The sequence below is a fragment of the Spiroplasma sp. SV19 genome (assembly GCF_030060925.1).
In the GTDB taxonomy this organism is placed as follows: Bacteria; Bacillota_I; Bacilli_A; order Mycoplasmatales; family Mycoplasmataceae; genus Spiroplasma.
The window spans coordinates 715,438-732,303 of the sequence record NZ_CP045455.1 but is presented as its reverse complement, the minus strand read 5'-3'; the positions used below and the strand labels follow the sequence as shown (position 1 = coordinate 732,303).

Sequence of the window (16,866 nt, the reverse complement as noted above, 5' to 3'; positions counted from 1 at the left end):
GAAAGGAATTGATTCTTATTAATGAATATGAACTACTCTATTTATTTCAAGAGGGTCATAATAATAAAGCAGTAATTAGTTTGTATAAATTATATGCCCCTTTTCTAGAAGAAGTGAAGCGGCGAACTTTTTATAAGTATTTTGCCTTACCAATTGAATTATCAGATTTAGAAAGTTTAAAGTATTTTTCAGTATTAGAAAGTGCAAAGATGTATAATCCCCAATCACGAAAAAAATTAAAAGATTTTATTTTTCAACGTTATACCTGGGATATTCATAAACAAATTCGACAGTGCTTAAACATGAAAAATCGAGTTTTAAATTATTATGTTAAATTAACAAATGATAATATCACAAACAATGAGGAATATTTTTCAACAAGACTTGCTCGATTTGATGAACGAAAACAAGTCATTAAACTATTTTATCAACGGTTATCACCATTAGAAAAAGAAGTTTTTCGTTTATGATATGCTGGAGAAAATATTTATAATATTCATCAACTTTTAGCTTTAGACTATCGGCAAGTTGATAATGCAATGCAACGAATTATGCAAAAAACCAAGGATTTTTACAAAAATAATTAAATTAACTATATCAATATTTTTATTAATATACTATAATTAAATATGGTGAATATTATGCGCGAAAAGATCATATTAGTATGCTCGGAATGTTTAAATCGGAATTATTCAACATTTAAGAATAAAATGACACAAAAAGAGCGGTTAGAAATAAATAAGTTTTGTAAAACATGTAACAAGCATACGAAACATAAGGAAACAAGGTAGGTGTTCGCAATGGCTAAAAAAGCGAAAGAAAACAATACAAAAAAAGAAATTAAACCAACTTTAACAAAAGAAGAAAAAAAAGTGTTAAAAATGCAACAGAAAAATGAAAAAGCGGCGCTAATTTTTCAGAAAAAAGCAAATAAAACAGCGCCAATCCAAGTTGGAACAAAAAAAGAAATTACAGCACCAGAAATTGATGAAAATGGTGAGCCAATTAAAAAAGGCCTTTTTAAGCGTAAACATTCAGATAAAAGTAAAAAAACAAATTGAAAATTAGCATTTCGTGAGTTTCCCGTAAAAATGGCCAAGGAAGTAACAAGAATTCGTTGGACAAGTAAGGGCAGTTTAGGACGCAAGTTTTTAATAACAATTTTATTTATTATTGCTTTTGCGATCTTTTACTTAGTATTGGATTTAGTTTTAAACCATTTACTAACTGTTGCACGCATTATATAATAATATGATAGGTAAGAATTAAAGGAGCAAAATAATGACAGAACAGAACACAACAACAGAACTAGAGACAAATAATGATAAATTAGACAATAGTAAAGATTTAGAAGATGTTACGAAATATCCGGGCAAATGATATGTAATTAATTGTTATTCTGGTCACGAAGATCGTGTCCATGATGATTTAATTCAACGGGTAGAATCATTAAATATGAAAGATGTTGTTTTTGATATTAGAGTAGTAAAAGAGACGGTACCAGCCAAAAAAACAAGGGTAACAGAAAAAAATGTTTATCCAGGATATATCTTTATTAATATGATTATGAATGATGAAGCTTGATATATTGTGCGAAATACAACTGGTGTTACTGGATTTATTGGATCATCAGGACGGGGAACAAAACCGTTTCCTTTAACTGATCAAGAAGCAAAAACAATGCTTTCAAAATCACTAGCAACTAAAAAAGCAACAGCACAACAAGGAAAAAAAGTTAAAAAAGTATTTGTTGCTAACTTTGAAGTTAATGATTATGTTCGTATTCTATCAGGAACTTTTGTTGAAATGGAAGGCCAAGTAACAAAAATTGATACTTCAAAAGGAATTGCAACGGTAAACTTAGAAATGTTTGGTCGTTTAACACCTACTGAAGTTGATTTTGACCAATGTGAAAAACTTGGTTAAGAAGGCATAACAAGTTAGCAATAATTTTTGTTATGTTTTTTTCGCAAAAATGGTAAATTTAGTACCTTTAAGAGATCCTGTCTTTTTTTCACAAAATGCTGTTCTTGTTGCTCAACAATTATTGGGAAAGTATTTAGTTCGGATTATTGATGGTAAAAAAATTAATTGTAAAATTGTTGAAACTGAAGCTTATGATGGACCAACGGATGATGCTAACCATGGTTTTAATAATAAGCGCAGTTTACGGAATGAAACATTATTTTGACAAGGTGGATATGCTCATATTTTTATGATTTATGGGATGTATTTTTGTTTTAATATTGTTACTGACCAAACAGACTATCCGAGTGCTGTTTTGTTACGGGCTGGTGAAATTGTTGTTGATGAAACAACTCCTAATTTTGTTAGCAAACCCAATTTAGCAAATGGCCCGGGAAAATTATCACGTTATTTAAAAATTAATAAAACTGATGATGGCCTTAATCTTATTAAAAGTTCAACTTTATATTTAGAACAAGAAGCAATCCCCAGTGTTTTTGACATCACCACAACATCACGGGTTAATATTGATTATGCAACTAATTTTAAGTTAAAGCCATATCGTTTTTATATTACAAATCATAAGGCAGTTTCAAAAAAGTAAGAGGTTAAAAATGAGTAAAACAAACAATACAGAAATTTGAAAAATTCATCCTGATTTTCCTTATCTTGAAATTAGTAATATGGGTCGTGTTCGCAATAATATGACAAAGAAAATTAAGGAGTTAAAAAAACCTAAAAATACAAATTATTTTTTAATTCGTCGTCGCGAAGAAGGAAAAACCAAAACAAAGCCACTCCATAAATTAGTTGTGGAGTTATTTATTGGCCAAGTGCCACCTAATATGACAATTGATCATATCAATGGTAATCCCCGCGATAATCGTGCGGAAAATCTTGAAATTGTATCAAAACGTGAAAATACGATGCGTCAAATTCGAATGTGATCGCATCCGCATAGTTTTTATAATCGCAATTTAGTTGAAGCTCATAGTGAAAAACGTTGAATGTATCGTGATCAATTATACAATTGAATTGAGTTATTAAAATTGCTGCATGCCCAGGGCATTATTTATTATCAGGTTAAATGAAGAGGAAGTACAAGTGGACGGATTGGTCAATTACCGAATGGTGAAACGATTATGCGAGTAAAAAACATTGAGTTTGACAATGATGATGATTTTTAAAAAAAGCTATTATTTAAAAATAATAGCTTTTTTAGAAGGTAATGTGGGGGTTAAGACCAACAGTACATGTTAAGTCAAGATAACCATGATAATTTAATTTAATAGCATCAGTCAAAGTTGCCGAGACACAAACATCTAAGGCAACACCAACTATAACAAGGTCAGTAACATTTTGTTCTTGCAAGAATTCATGTAAACCATTGGATGTTTGATTATCACTAAAAAAAGCACTATAACTGTCAGCATCTTGTTGTGTTCCTTTGAGAATAATTTTATCAAAATGACTTTCTGGTAATTGATAAAGTTCACTGCCAGAACTATTGGCAAGACAATGGGGTGGCCAGGTTGCAAATGAACAGTGATTATCAGGATGAAAATCTTTTGTCGCAATGACTAGGTCCTTGTTATTTTGAAAAGTTTTAATTAATGTTAAAATGTGCGGATGAAGTTTTTCTGCGTCAGGAACGTATAATGATCCTTTTGGATCAACAAAATCATTTTGATAATCAACAACAATTAATGCTTTTTGACTCATATTGAAGCCTCCTTTTTAATATTTTTTGTTGTCTATTTATATATTAACAAATATCTTGTTATAATGTTAACACAATTAAAAGTTATGAGGGGTTATGATGATTAAACTAATCAATGATTATTTTGCTGACCTTGTTGTTAATCAACACCAAGAAGAACAATTAGAACAATATTATCAGTATTTAGTTGAACAAAACAAAGTAATGAATTTAACAACGCTTGTTAGTCGAGAGGATGTTTATGTCAAACATTTTCTTGATTCAGCATTATTGTTAAAACATTATGTGTTTGCCGACAAAGCAAAAGTTGCTGATGTTGGGAGTGGGGCTGGTTTTCCTGGTCTTGTTTTAAAGATATTTTGTCCGACAATTAAGTTAACAATTATTGAAGCATTAGAAAAACGGTGTTTGTTTTTACAACGATTAGTTACTAAATTACAGTTGCAAGATGTGGAAATTGTTCATGCTCGGGCTGAAAAATATAGTTGAGAACATTCCGAACAGTTTGATTTGCTGGTATCACGGGCTGTTGCTAATTTAGGGATGTTATTAGAACTCGTTGTTCGAATGGTTAAAGTGCGTGGAAGGGTTATTTGTTACAAAGGACCTAATATTGGGAATGAATTAGCAACAGCACAAGCGACAATTCAGATTTTAAATTTAAAATTAGAACAAATTCAATATGAAAATATTCCACCACTAGGAGAACGAAATATTTGTCATTTTATTAAAACAGAATCAACAAAAAAACCATATCCACGGAGTTTTAATCAAATAAAAAAATTCCCAATTAGGTAAAGTGTTATATAATAATAATAATATATAAAATTATTAGTTACAAAGCAAAGAGAGGAAAATTATGGGGAAAATTATTGCAATCACAAACCAAAAGGGTGGGGTTGGAAAAACAACAACTTCAATTAATTTAGCAGCTGGATTAGCACGAACTGGGAAAAAAGTTTTATTAGTTGATATTGATCCCCAGGGAAATGCGACAACGGGAACTGGTGCTAATAAAGATGAAATTCATGATGGAATGAGTATGTATGATGTTTTAGTTGGGCAAGTACCATTGAAAAACATTATTATTCCAGGAGTTATCAATAATGTTGATTTAGCACCTGCAACAATTTCATTAGCTGGTGCAGATGTTTATTTAATGGAAAAATTAGATGATAATCAAAATATTTTACTTGACCGGATTAAACCAATTCGTGATAAATATGATTTTATTTTAATTGATTGTCCACCTTCGTTAGGATTAATTAATCGAAATGCCTTAGCTTGTGCTGATTCAGTTTTGATTCCAATTCAAGCAGAATATTATGCATTAGAGGGTTTAGCGCAGTTGTTAACTTCAATTCGCTTTGTGCAAAAAATGTTTAATAAAAATTTAACAATTGAAGGAATTGTTCTAACAATGTTTGATTCTCGAACAAAACTATCATTTGAAGTAATGGCAGAGGTTAAAAAATATTTCAATGAAAAAGTATATCGAACGCATATTCCTCGAAATATCAAAATTAGTGAGTCACCCTCACACGGATTAAGTATTTTTGATTATGATAAAGGTGGAGCGGGTGCAGTTGCGTATGAAGAATTAACGAGAGAGGTGTTGGCAAACAATGGCAAACAATAAGAGTCGATTAAGTTCAAAAGGATTGGATAAAATTTTTGGTGAAGGAATTAATGATGTAATTAAAGAAATTGAAAGTAGTGATGAACTAAAAGCAACGGCGAATGAAGTTATGCTAACAGAAATTTTTCCAAATCCACATCAGCCACGAAAAACTTTTAATGACGAAGAGTTGGCAGAATTAGCACAGTCAATTAAAGCATATGGTTTGATTCAACCAATTATTGTTAAAAAAACAAGTAATGGTTATTATCTAGTAGCTGGAGAACGCCGTAGTCGTGCGGCTAAATTAGCAGGATTAACAAAAATTCCCGCAATCATTGTTGATTTTAATGATCAACAAATGAAAGAAGTGGCCTTGGTTGAAAATATTCAACGTGTTGATTTAAATACAATTGAAGAAGCAAATGCTTATAAAGAATTAATTACATTACTGGATTTAACCCAAGATGAATTAGCGCAACGAATTGGAAAATCACGTAGTCATATTGCAAATACCTTGCGACTATTAACTTTACCAGCAGATGTTCAAAAATTATTATTAGAAAATAAAGTTACAATGGGACAAGTTAAACCACTAATTAGTCTCCATGTGAATAAAAATGAATTTAAAAAAATTGTTGATAAAATTGTTAGTCTTAATTTAAATGCGCGTCAAGTTGAAGAATTGGTTAGAACGTATGGAACAAAGTCAACTAAAACGCCAGAAGATAATAAAAAAGTTCCGGCAAAACGAACAGTTAATGAATTTTTAGAAAATAAAATTATGCGTAAATTAGGAACAAAAGTAGTTATCGATACTGATAAAATTGTAATTAATTATTTAGGGTTAAAAGATTTAAATCGTATTTTAGAACTATTAGGTTTAACAGATGATTAATTGATAGTAAGGAAGAAAAAAGATGGCATTAAAAATGGGGATTATTGGTTTACCAAATGTTGGTAAATCAACTTTATTTAACGCAATTACAAATTCACAAGTTGAAGCAGCAAATTATCCGTTTGCAACAATTAATCCTAATGTTGGAACAGTTGAAGTTCCAGATGAACGGATGGACACTTTAATTAATCTTTGTGAACCAAATAAAGCAATTCATAGTACATTTGAATTTTATGATATTGCAGGATTAATTGCCGGTGCTAGTAAGGGTGAAGGTTTAGGGAATGCTTTTTTACAAAATATTCGAGAAACTGATGCAATTTGTATGGTTGTTCGTTGTTTTGATAATAAAGATATCACACATGTTGAAGGAACAGTTGATCCAATTCGTGACATTGAGATAATTAACTTGGAATTAATTATTTCTGATCAAGAACAAATTAAGAAACGAATTGATAAAGTCGCGAAAAAAGCACAAACTTTAAAACAAAAAGATGATGTGGTTGAGTATGAATTATTATTAAAATTAACAACAGCATTAGAACAAAATAAATTATTAAAAGACCTTTCCTTATCAGAAGATGAATTAAAACTTGTGAAAAGTTTTAATTTATTAACAATTAAACCATTTATTTATGTTGCTAATGTTGCTGAAGAAGATCTTAATCAAGAAGATAATGTCTATGTTGAAAAAGTAAAAGAGTACGGAAAACAACACAAGATTGAAGTTATTGTTATTTGTGCCAAAATTGAAGAGGAATTATCAGCGTTAGATTTAACTGATCGTGCTTTATTAATGGCTGACTATGGCATTAAAGAAGCGGGGTTAAGTCAGTTAATTAAAAAATCATATGCCTTATTAGGATTACAAACATTTTTTACTGCCGGAAAACAAGAAGTTCGGGCATGAACTTTTCAAAAGGGTTGAACAGCCCCAATGTGTGCTGGTCTTATTCATTCTGATTTTGAACGCGGATTTATTCGCGCTGAAATATATTCATATGCCGATTTAATCAAGTATGGGAGTGAAAAAGCAGTAAAAGAAAATGGCCGTTTGCGAAGTGAGGGAAAAACTTATACAATGCAAGATGGTGATATTTGCTTTTTTAAATTTAATGTTTAAGGAGAATAATTATGCGTGTTGGTAATAGTTATGATTTGCATAATTTAAAAGCAGGAACGGGATTTCCCTTGGGAGGAATTTTTATTCCGTGTCAATATCAAGTTGAAGCTGTTTCTGATGGTGATATCTTGTTGCACACAATTAGTGAAGCAATTATTGGCGCATTAGGGTTAGGAGACTTGGGTGATTGGTTTGATGAGACAAATGAAAATATTGATTCACAAATAATTTTAAAACAAGCACTAACTTTAATGACTAATCAAAATTATCAAATTGTTAATCTTGATGCAACAATTATTCTTGATGAACCAAAATTAAAAGAATATAAGTCAGCAATTAAAATGAATTTAAAACAATTGTTACAATTAGAAGATGAAAATATTAATATTAAAGCAACAACAACAGAAAAAAACTTTAACAAGATTATTCAAAGTTATACCACATTGCTGCTAGTTAAAAAAGATAATTATTAGAAGTTAGAATGAGGAATTAAAATGAGTCAAAAGATTAGATTACGTTATGCACCAAGTCCAACAGGATTTTTACATATTGGAAATACAAGAACAGCCTTATTTAATTATTTGTTTGCAAAACATTATCAAGGTGTTTTTGTTTTGCGAATTGAAGATACTGATACCGAACGTAATGTTGATGGAGCAATTGCATCGCAATTAGATAATTTACGTTGGTTAGGAATTGAGCCAGATGAAACAATTGATCGACCAGGAGCTTATGGTCCATATCGTCAATTAGAACGATTAGACATTTATCAAAAATATGCGCAAGAGTTATTAGACATGAAGAAAGCATATTACTGTTTTTGTACATCAGTTGAATTAGAACAAGATCGCGAAGCACAATTAGCAGCAGGGCATCTTTCACCACGTTATAATCGTAAATGTTGAAACTTATCAGCAGCGGAAGTTGCAACAAAATTAGCAAATCATATGCCATATAATTTGCGTTTTTTTGTTCCTGATAATACTAGTTATGATTTTAATGATTTAGTTCGTGGTCCAGTTCATTTTGAATCAAAAGATCTTGGTGATTGAGTTATTTTAAAATCAAATGGGATTCCAACATATAATTTTGCCGTGGTAATTGATGACATGCTAATGGCGATTAGTCATGTTGTTCGTGGTGAAGAACACATTTCTAATACGCCAAAACAATTAATGATTTATCAAGCTTTTAAAGCAACCCCACCAATTTTTGCACATTTAACATTAATTGTTAATGAACAACATAAAAAATTATCAAAACGAGATAGTCATTTAATGCAATTTATTAGTCAATATCGGACTCTGGGTTATTTACCAACAGCAATTTTTAATTTCATTAGCTTATTAGGATGATCACCATTAGGAACAGCTGAAATTTTTTCCCATGATGAATTAATTAAAATATTTGATGAAACACGATTTAGTAAATCGCCAAGTATGTTTGATGTCAAAAAATTAACTTGAATGAATAATTACTATCTTAAACAACTTAGTGATCAAGATTATCTTGCTTTTGTTCGTCCTTTTTTAGCTGAAAAATATGATTTAACAAAAAAAAGAGCAGAATGAGTAAATATGTTATTATTAATTTATAAGAAAGAACTTCAATATGGTGCTGAAATTGTAACATTAGCAAAACCGTTTTTTGAACCAGTTACCCAGTTAACAGCAACAACAATGGCGATATTAACAGAACTAAGTGGTTATGAAGCAATGATTGCAACTTTTAAAAACCAGTTACACGAGTTATCAGATTGAACAGAACCAAATATTAAAGACCTAATTACCAAGATGGGTGATCAATATCAAATGAAAGGAAAGAATTTATTTATGCCAATTCGAATTTTTACTTCTCATCAAGAACACGGACCAGAACTAGCAAAGGTTATTTATTTATTAGGAAGAGAACAAGTAATTAGTAATATTACAAAATTACAATAAAAACAATGAAATTACCCTTAACAATCCGTGATAGTGTTCATGGTGATATTGAAATTACTGAAGAAATTGCCGTTAAATTAATTAATACCCCAGAGTTTCAACGTTTACGTCGAATTAGTCAATTAGCAGGGGGCCAATATGTTTTTCCAAGTGCGTCGCATACGCGTTTTTCACATTGTTTGGGTGTTTATCATTTAGTTAGCAAAATGCTAGAGACATCAAGTTTTCAAGAAATGTATAGTAAGCATGAACAATTATTGGTTAAGTTAGCGGGATTATTACATGATATTGGACATGGCCCTTTTTCCCATACTTTTGAAATGATTAATAAGGTTACAAATAGTAATATTAGTCATGAAAGTTATTCAACATTATTAATTAAAAGTCCAACAACAAATATTAATAAAATTTTAACCCAAGAATTTAGTCCTGATGAAATTAATGAATTATGTATGATTATTGAAGGAAAACATCATGATAGTGTTTTATCATCGTTAGTTTCATCACAATTAGATGCCGACCGGATGGATTACTTATTACGTGATGGGCAAACAAGTGGTGTTGGTTATAGTCATGTTGATACCCAATGAATTATTCGCCACTTATTTATTAAAGATAAAAAGATTATTTTTCCGTTAAAAGTCCAATATGCAATTGAATCGTTTCTAATTGGCCGTTATCATATGTATAAACAAATTTATTTACACCCATTAAGTATTGGCTTTGATTTAACTTTTAAAATGATGTTTAAACGTTTATGTGATTTATATCTTGCGAATTATACTTTTAAAAATAAGGAAATTATAATGTTATTGAGTCCATTGTTTAATGGTCAAATGATGAAAGCAGAAGATTATTGTTTATTAGATGATTATACTTTATTTACTTATTTAAAAATATTAGAACACGAAAATGATGAAGTTTTAGTTACGTTAATTAAAATGTTAATAAATCGGGAATTTTTACGGAAAGTAAACCCTAATAAAAGAAATTTAGAAGAAATTAAAAATAATTTGATAAAAAAATATAAAAACCATTATAATTATTTTATGGTTGAATACAACCTAAAACCAGTTAAATTATATGATAGTAATACAAAACCAATTTATATTGATACTCCTGATGGCATAAAATGCATTATGGAGGTATCAGAGGTCTTGGCATTTAAAAATAATAACAAAGAAACTGCAACAACAATTTGGTTTTCAATTGGTGAAAAATATAGTAGTTAGTAAGAAAGGTTTAAATTAATGAACGATAGTGTAGAATTATTAGAGTTAGTGTATTCATGTTTAAAGAAAAAAGGTGGAAGTGATACTTTTGAAAACATTTGAAATGATATTGCTTCACAAAGTGATGTAACAGTACACGGAACAAGTAAGGAAGACGTTATTGCAGAATTATATACTGATTTAGTTCTAGATAACCGTTTTGTCTTAACAAGTGAAGGTATGTGAGGGTTACGCGAATTTTTAAAGTATGATGATATTAAAAAACAATATGATTATACTGATCAATTTGAAACAACAGAAGAATTTGAAGATATTGATTTAGATGAAGAGGAAGAAGATGAGGATGAAGAATCATTAATTGACACTCTTGATTTTGACGATACTTTAGATGAAGACGATAATGAAGAAGATGATTTTGTTGAAATTGAAATTGAAGTTGAAGATGATGACTTGGTTTCTAGTGACTATTCTGTTGATGATGACGATGAGACAGTAGCAGCTAAATTGGGTATTACAGAAGAAATTGACTGAAAAGCTCTTGAAAAGGAAATGGAAGAAAATAATTAATACCAAGATTGAAGAGTGTTAGAACTGACAACCCTGTTAATTTCTAAACTCTTTTTATTTGGGGATGAAAGGATGAAAATACGATGGCAAAATATATTTTTGTAACGGGAGGAGTTGTAAGTGGCCTAGGGAAAGGAATTACTGCTTCTTCAATTGGTGTCTTATTAAAAGCAAGTGGATTAAATGTTTTTATGCAAAAATTTGATCCATATTTAAATGTTGACCCTGGGACAATGAGTCCTTATCAGCATGGTGAAGTTTTTGTAACAGCTGATGGGGCTGAAACTGATTTAGATTTAGGGCACTATGAACGTTTTATTGATGAAAATTTAACAAAAGAATCAAATATTACTTCAGGACAAATTTATAAGAATGTGATTGAAAAAGAACGACGCGGTGAATATGATGGTGGAACCGTACAAGTTGTTCCACATGTTACGAATGAAATTGAAAAGAAAGTATATCATGCTGCAGAAACATCAAAAGCGGATATTATTATTACTGAAATTGGTGGAACAGTTGGAGACATTGAATCATTACCTTTTATTGAAGCAATTCGCCAAGTCCGAATGGAACAGGGTCGTGAAAATGTGATATATATGCATGTTTCATTAGTTCCCTATATTGCTGCTTCAAAGGAATCAAAAACGAAACCAACGCAACATTCAGTACGCGAATTATTATTATTAGGAATTCAACCCGACATTGTTGTTGCTCGTGCAGAACAAGTATTAGATGATAGTGTGCTTGAAAAAATTGCTTTATTTTGTAATATTGAGAAAAATAATGTTCTTGTTGCAACTGATGCCGCAAGTATTTATGAAGTGCCAATGAAAATGTATCAACAAAATGCTCAGCAAGTAATTAGTAAATTATTAAACTTAAATATTACAAAAACAGATATTACTGAATGAAAGCGATTTGTTGAGAAAATTAATCATTCACAAACAACAATTGAAATTAAGTTAGTGGGCAAATATATTGAGTTACCCGATGCGTATTTATCAGTTAGTGAATCGTTACGTATTGCTGGTTATGAAAATAGTGTCCAAGTTAAAATTGAGTGAATCAAAGCCGAAGATGTAACTATTAATAATTATCAACAGTTGCTTCAAAATGCAAAGGGAATTTTAGTTCCTGGTGGTTTTGGTGAACGGGGATTTGAGGGCAAAGTTTTAGCTTGTCAATTTGCACGTGAAAACAAAATCCCGTTATTAGGAATTTGTTTTGGAATGCAAGCGGCAGTGATTGAATTTGCCCGTAATGTTTGTCATATTGAAGATGCGAATTCTTCTGAATTAATGAAAACAAACAATGCCATTATTGATTTAATTCGGGGAAAAGATAAAGCAGAAAATATTGGGGGAACTTTACGACTAGGAAATTATAAAACAACTTTGGTTCCAAATACATTAGCTCATCGGTTATATGGAAAAGATGAAGTCCTAGAACGCCATCGTCACCGTTATGAGTTTAATAATGACTATCGTCAACAATTAGAACAAGCAGGATTAGTTTTTAGTGGGCTTTATGAGGCAAAAAACTTGGTTGAAGTAATTGAATTACCAAGCCATCCGTTTTATATTGCTGCTCAATATCATCCTGAGTTTACGTCACGACCAAATAAACCAAATCCATTATTTAATGGTTTTGTGCAAGCGGTAATTAAAGCCAAATAAGTGGAAAAAGTTGTCAAATCATTAAAAATTATATTAAGATTAAAAGGTAGAAAGGTTGGGAGTGAGTTATGAGTGGTACAAATTATCGAACATTAGCTGTTGTTGGGAGCCAATGAGGTGATGAAGGAAAAGGTAAAATTACTGATTATTTTGCCCAAAAAGCTGATGTTGTTGTACGCTGAGCAGGTGGTGATAATGCTGGGCACACGATTATGATTAAAGGAGCAAAATATAAGTTAAGTATTGTTCCGTCAGGTGTTTTTAATAAAAATTCAATTAATGTGATTGGGAATGGTTGTGTTGTTAATTTACGAAAATTAGTTAGTGAGATTAATTATTTACAAGAAAATGGGTTTGATTGTCGTAATTTACGGATTAGTGATCGTGCACATTTAATTTTTCCATATCATATGAAAATTGATGAATTGCAAGAAGAATATCGTCAAAAAGATTCAATTGGAACAACTAAAAAAGGAATTGGCCCTTGTTATCAGGATAAAGCAGAGCGCATTGGGATTCGTTTAGGCGATTTATTTGATGAAACAGAATTCTTACGAAAATTAGAAAATAATTTAAAATTTAAAAATGAAATTTTAACAAAAGTTTTTAATAGTGAGGGATTTGATCCAAAATTAATTTGAAAAGAATATTTGGATTTATTTCAACAAATTAAAGAATTAGTAACAGATACTTCAATTTTAGTTGATAATGCAATTCATGCGCATAAGAAAGTTTTATTTGAAGGAGCCCAAGGCGTAATGTTGGATTTAGACCACGGAACCTATCCTTTTGTAACATCTTCTAATCCAACAGCTGCATCAATTCCGGTTGGAGTTGGTATTGCTCCGCGTTATATTAATAATGTAATTGGAATTGTAAAAGCTTATAATACACGAGTTGGAACTGGCCCGTTTCCATCAGAAATTTTTGGTGAAACAGAAAAATATATTCGTGAAGTAGGGCGGGAATATGGAACTGTTTCTGGTCGTGCTCGCCGCATTGGTTGGTTTGATGGTGTTTTAATGAAACACTCATTGCGAATTAGTGGCTACACTAGTATGGCAATAATGTTGTTAGATGTTTTATCATCAATTAAGGAATTAAAAATTTGTGTTGGTTATGAGTATAATGGTCAGCAAATTGATTATATTCCAAGTACAATTAAAGAATATGAAAAATGTCAACCAATTTTAATTACAATGCCAGGGTGAGAAGAAGATATTAGCAAGGTAACATCATTTGAACAACTACCACATAATGCTCAACAATATTTAATGGAATTAGAAGAAATTGTAGGAGTTCCAATTAGTTTATTTTCTGTTGGTCCTGATCGTGAACAAACTATTTTAATGAATGAGGAAATTTTCTAATGATTAATCGTTATGCTGTTCCAGAACTAGAAGCAATTTGAAATGATGAAAATAAATATAATACTTGAGCAAAAGTAGAATTATTAGTTTGTGAAGGTTGAGCTAAAATTGGATTAATTCCACCCAGTGATATTAAAAAAATTAAAGAGCATTTAACAGTAAATTTACCACGAATGTTAGAATTAGAAGTTGAAACAAAACATGATGTTGTTGCTTTTACCCGTATGTTATCAGAAACATTAGGACCAGAAAAGAAATGAATCCATTATGGTTTAACATCAACTGATGTCGTTGATACTAGTCAAAATTATTTAATTAAAGTATCAAATGAGGTTGTTAGAAAATCTTTGCAGCAATTACAAACAGTTTTAAAATCTTCAGCACTTTTATATAAAAAGCAATTAATTATGGGTCGTACCCACGGTATGTTTGCTGAACCAACTTCGTTAGGACTAAAATTCTTGCTTTGATATGCTGAATTAGATCGTAACATAACTCGTTTTAATCAAGCCGCACAAGGGATTGAAGTTGTAAAAATTTCTGGTTCAGTTGGTAATTTTGCCCATGTTGAAGTGGCGGTTGAAGAATATGTTGCCCACCAGTTAGGAATGCAGGTTGACCCAATTACAACACAAGTAACTTCGCGTGATTATCATGTTGCATTGTTTACGAGTTTTAGTCAAATTGCTAGTTTACTAGAAAAAATGGCTTTGGAGTTTCGTCATTTTCAGCGCTCAGAAGTTAGTGAAATTGCGGAAGGTTTCAGTAAAACACAAAAAGGTTCGTCATCAATGCCTCATAAAAAAAACCCAATTAGTGCTGAAAATATTTCCGGATTAGCCCGATTAGTTCGTAGCAATATGAATGTGGCTTTTGAAAACAATTTATTATGACATGAACGTGATATTTCACATAGTAGTAATGAACGAATCATTATTCCAGACACATATCATTTAGTTGTTTATCTTTTAAAACGGATGATTACTGTTCTGGATGATTTAGTGGTTAATCCGATTAAAATTAATGAACATTTACAACAGGCAAATAATCTTTATTTTAGTCAAGTTGTTTTAACAAAAATTTTAAAAGAAACTAATTATTCACGTGAAGAAGTTTATGATTTTATTCAAAAGTGTACTTTACTTACACAGCAACAACAAATTGATTTTAAAACAGTTTTAATTAAAAATAATGTTGCAAAATATTTATCATTATCAGAACTAGATAAATTATTTGATATTAATTATTTTTTACGTAATGTTGATAAAATTTATCAGCGTGTGTTGAAATAAAGGGGAACGGAACTATGAAGTTAATTGTGGGCTTGGGTAATCCAGGGAACGAATATGCTTATACAAGACATAATATTGGGTTTTTAGCAATTGATAAATTGATTGTTAAGTTTAATTTAACAAAACCCCGTAGTGTTTTTAATGCTTTTGTTTGAGAAACAACAATTAACAATCAAAAAGTTCTTTTTTGTCAACCCCAAACTTTTATGAATTTAAGTGGCGATGCGGTTTTATTAATTAAGCAGTTTTATAAATTAGCAGTAGAAGATATTATTGTAATTTATGATGACAAAGATCTTGCCTTTAATGTTTTAAAATTAAAAAAGAATGGTTCAAGTGCTGGTCATAATGGTATTAAAGATTTAATTCACAAGTTAGGTAGTGAGAGTTTTTTGCGCATTAAATTAGGAATTGGCAAGCATGAGCAAATCTCCCTTCGTAATTGAGTGTTGGGGAAATTTACTGCTGAGCAGTTAGCAATTATTAATAATGATTTACTAGAAAGAGTTTCTCAGATTGTTACCCAGTACTTAGTTCAAGGTGATAGTTTTGATAAACTAATGAGTCTTTATAATGGCAAATAAAATTAAACAATATAGTTTTAAAAGTGACCAGCCAAAAGTTTATTTAATTGCAACCCCAATTGGTAATTTACAAGAAATGACACCACGAGCAATTGATGTTATTAAAAATAATGTTCAAAAAATTTATTGTGAAGATACGCGAAACACTTTGAAATTATTAAATTATTTTAAGTTAAAGAAAAAGTTAGTTTCATTAAATAAAGAAAATGAAATGACGCGCTTTACAGAAATGGTGAATGATTTAACAGCTAATTTATCAATTGCGATTATTAGCGATGCTGGCTATCCTTTAATTAGTGATCCAGGGTATTATGCTGTACATAAAATTTTAACAGAGTATCCTTATGATGTTGTTTCAATTAGTGGCGCGAATGCTGCGTTGAATGCAATTGTTAGTTCGGGTCTTAATCCAAAACATTTTTTATTTTTTGGGTTTTTAGAGAAAATTAAAACAAAGAAAATAAATGAATTAGAACAAATTGCTAAGTTACCATACCCAATTATTTTTTATGAAGCCCCACATCGTTTGTTAGAAACATTGAAACTAATTTTAACGATACTTGGTAATCGCAAAATTGCAGTGGGGAAGGAATTAACAAAAATTCATGAACAATGATATCGTGGTTCTTGTCAGGAAGTTTTAACATTTTTGGTGGACAAAGAAAATGTTGCTTTTGGTGAATATGTGATTGTTGTTGATGGGTTTACGGCGGAACCAAAAGCGGTAATTGCTGATGAAGTTTTATTTTATGAGATTGATCAATTAATTAAAAATGAAAATTATCGGGTTAAGCAAGCAATTGATTTTGTTGCTAGCAAATATCAAATTAGTAAAAATATTTTGTATAATAAATATCATCATTATAAGGAGTAAT

The 16,866-nt window shown here is 30.5% G+C and carries 20 protein-coding genes; 19 read left to right on the top strand and 1 reads right to left on the bottom strand.

Annotation, left to right across the window (positions count from 1 at the left end; genetic code table 4):
* The first annotated feature begins 8 nt into the window (after window positions 1-8).
* The 6 genes from E7Y35_RS03560 to E7Y35_RS03535 are packed head-to-tail and all read left to right on the top strand — an operon-like array spanning window position 9 to window position 3,152.
* Complete coding sequence (locus E7Y35_RS03560) at window positions 9-587, top strand: RNA polymerase subunit sigma (RefSeq protein WP_283271615.1); 579 nt, start codon at window positions 9-11, stop codon at window positions 585-587.
* 54 nt (window positions 588-641) lie between these two features.
* The gene (gene rpmG, locus E7Y35_RS03555; protein ID WP_071890193.1) at window positions 642-791 is read left to right on the top strand and encodes a 50S ribosomal protein L33; all 150 of its coding nucleotides are present in this window, start codon (window positions 642-644) and stop codon (window positions 789-791) included.
* Window positions 792-800: 9 nt separating this feature from the next.
* The gene (gene secE / locus E7Y35_RS03550; RefSeq protein WP_283271614.1) at window positions 801-1,247 is read left to right on the top strand and encodes a preprotein translocase subunit SecE; all 447 of its coding nucleotides are present in this window, start codon (window positions 801-803) and stop codon (window positions 1,245-1,247) included.
* Window positions 1,248-1,281: 34 nt separating this feature from the next.
* Entirely contained in the window at window positions 1,282-1,926 is a 645-nt protein-coding gene (gene nusG / locus E7Y35_RS03545; protein WP_283271613.1) for a transcription termination/antitermination protein NusG, read from the top strand.
* Window positions 1,927-1,975: 49 nt separating this feature from the next.
* Window positions 1,976-2,569 (top strand): DNA-3-methyladenine glycosylase, encoded by a 594-nt coding sequence (locus E7Y35_RS03540; RefSeq protein WP_283271612.1) that lies wholly within the window; start codon window positions 1,976-1,978, stop codon window positions 2,567-2,569.
* A gap of 10 nt (window positions 2,570-2,579) precedes the next feature.
* Entirely contained in the window at window positions 2,580-3,152 is a 573-nt protein-coding gene (locus E7Y35_RS03535; RefSeq protein ID WP_283271611.1) for an HNH endonuclease signature motif containing protein, read from the top strand.
* Between the two features lie 31 nt (window positions 3,153-3,183).
* On the opposite strand, the gene E7Y35_RS03530 is transcribed toward E7Y35_RS03535, so the two are convergent.
* A complete protein-coding gene (locus E7Y35_RS03530) occupies window positions 3,184-3,687 on the bottom strand; it encodes an isochorismatase family protein (protein WP_283271610.1) in 504 nt (167 codons plus the stop codon).
* A 94-nt stretch (window positions 3,688-3,781) separates the two neighbouring features.
* Here E7Y35_RS03530 and rsmG point away from each other — a divergent pair, with 94 nt between their 5' ends.
* The 13 genes from rsmG (at window position 3,782) to rsmI (ending at window position 16,865) form a co-directional block, all read left to right on the top strand.
* Window positions 3,782-4,483, top strand: coding sequence for a 16S rRNA (guanine(527)-N(7))-methyltransferase RsmG (rsmG, locus tag E7Y35_RS03525; protein ID WP_283272969.1), 702 nt, complete (start codon window positions 3,782-3,784; stop codon window positions 4,481-4,483).
* Between the two features lie 61 nt (window positions 4,484-4,544).
* Window positions 4,545-5,324: a ParA family protein gene (locus E7Y35_RS03520; RefSeq protein ID WP_283272968.1), complete on the top strand. Its 780-nt coding sequence runs from the start codon at window positions 4,545-4,547 to the stop codon at window positions 5,322-5,324.
* Window positions 5,311-6,201 carry a ParB/RepB/Spo0J family partition protein gene (locus E7Y35_RS03515; protein WP_283272967.1) on the top strand — a complete coding sequence of 297 codons (891 nt, stop codon included), beginning with the start codon at window positions 5,311-5,313 and terminating at the stop codon, window positions 6,199-6,201. Before E7Y35_RS03520 ends, E7Y35_RS03515 begins: the two co-directional genes overlap by 14 nt.
* Window positions 6,202-6,223: 22 nt before the next feature.
* A complete protein-coding gene (gene ychF, locus E7Y35_RS03510; protein WP_283272966.1) occupies window positions 6,224-7,324 on the top strand; it encodes a redox-regulated ATPase YchF in 1,101 nt (366 codons plus the stop codon).
* 11 nt (window positions 7,325-7,335) lie between these two features.
* The gene (ispF, locus tag E7Y35_RS03505) at window positions 7,336-7,797 is read left to right on the top strand and encodes a 2-C-methyl-D-erythritol 2,4-cyclodiphosphate synthase (RefSeq protein WP_283272965.1); all 462 of its coding nucleotides are present in this window, start codon (window positions 7,336-7,338) and stop codon (window positions 7,795-7,797) included.
* Between the two features lie 21 nt (window positions 7,798-7,818).
* The gene (gene gltX / locus E7Y35_RS03500) at window positions 7,819-9,267 is read left to right on the top strand and encodes a glutamate--tRNA ligase (protein WP_283272964.1); all 1,449 of its coding nucleotides are present in this window, start codon (window positions 7,819-7,821) and stop codon (window positions 9,265-9,267) included.
* 5 nt (window positions 9,268-9,272) lie between these two features.
* Entirely contained in the window at window positions 9,273-10,499 is a 1,227-nt protein-coding gene (locus E7Y35_RS03495) for an HD domain-containing protein (RefSeq protein WP_283272963.1), read from the top strand.
* An 18-nt stretch (window positions 10,500-10,517) separates the two neighbouring features.
* Complete coding sequence (gene rpoE / locus E7Y35_RS03490) at window positions 10,518-11,066, top strand: DNA-directed RNA polymerase subunit delta (RefSeq protein WP_283272962.1); 549 nt, start codon at window positions 10,518-10,520, stop codon at window positions 11,064-11,066.
* An 83-nt stretch (window positions 11,067-11,149) separates the two neighbouring features.
* A complete protein-coding gene (gene pyrG / locus E7Y35_RS03485; RefSeq protein WP_283272961.1) occupies window positions 11,150-12,745 on the top strand; it encodes a CTP synthase in 1,596 nt (531 codons plus the stop codon).
* 68 nt (window positions 12,746-12,813) lie between these two features.
* Window positions 12,814-14,115 carry an adenylosuccinate synthase gene (locus E7Y35_RS03480; RefSeq protein WP_283272960.1) on the top strand — a complete coding sequence of 434 codons (1,302 nt, stop codon included), beginning with the start codon at window positions 12,814-12,816 and terminating at the stop codon, window positions 14,113-14,115.
* On the top strand, window positions 14,115-15,407 hold the full coding sequence (purB, locus tag E7Y35_RS03475; RefSeq protein WP_283272959.1) for an adenylosuccinate lyase: 1,293 nt from the start codon (window positions 14,115-14,117) through the stop codon (window positions 15,405-15,407). Before E7Y35_RS03480 ends, purB begins: the two co-directional genes overlap by 1 nt.
* A 14-nt stretch (window positions 15,408-15,421) precedes the next feature.
* Window positions 15,422-15,991 carry an aminoacyl-tRNA hydrolase gene (gene pth / locus E7Y35_RS03470; RefSeq protein WP_283272958.1) on the top strand — a complete coding sequence of 190 codons (570 nt, stop codon included), beginning with the start codon at window positions 15,422-15,424 and terminating at the stop codon, window positions 15,989-15,991.
* A complete protein-coding gene (gene rsmI, locus E7Y35_RS03465; protein WP_283272957.1) occupies window positions 15,981-16,865 on the top strand; it encodes a 16S rRNA (cytidine(1402)-2'-O)-methyltransferase in 885 nt (294 codons plus the stop codon). Before pth ends, rsmI begins: the two co-directional genes overlap by 11 nt.
* The last annotated feature ends 1 nt before the right edge of the window (window position 16,866 follow it).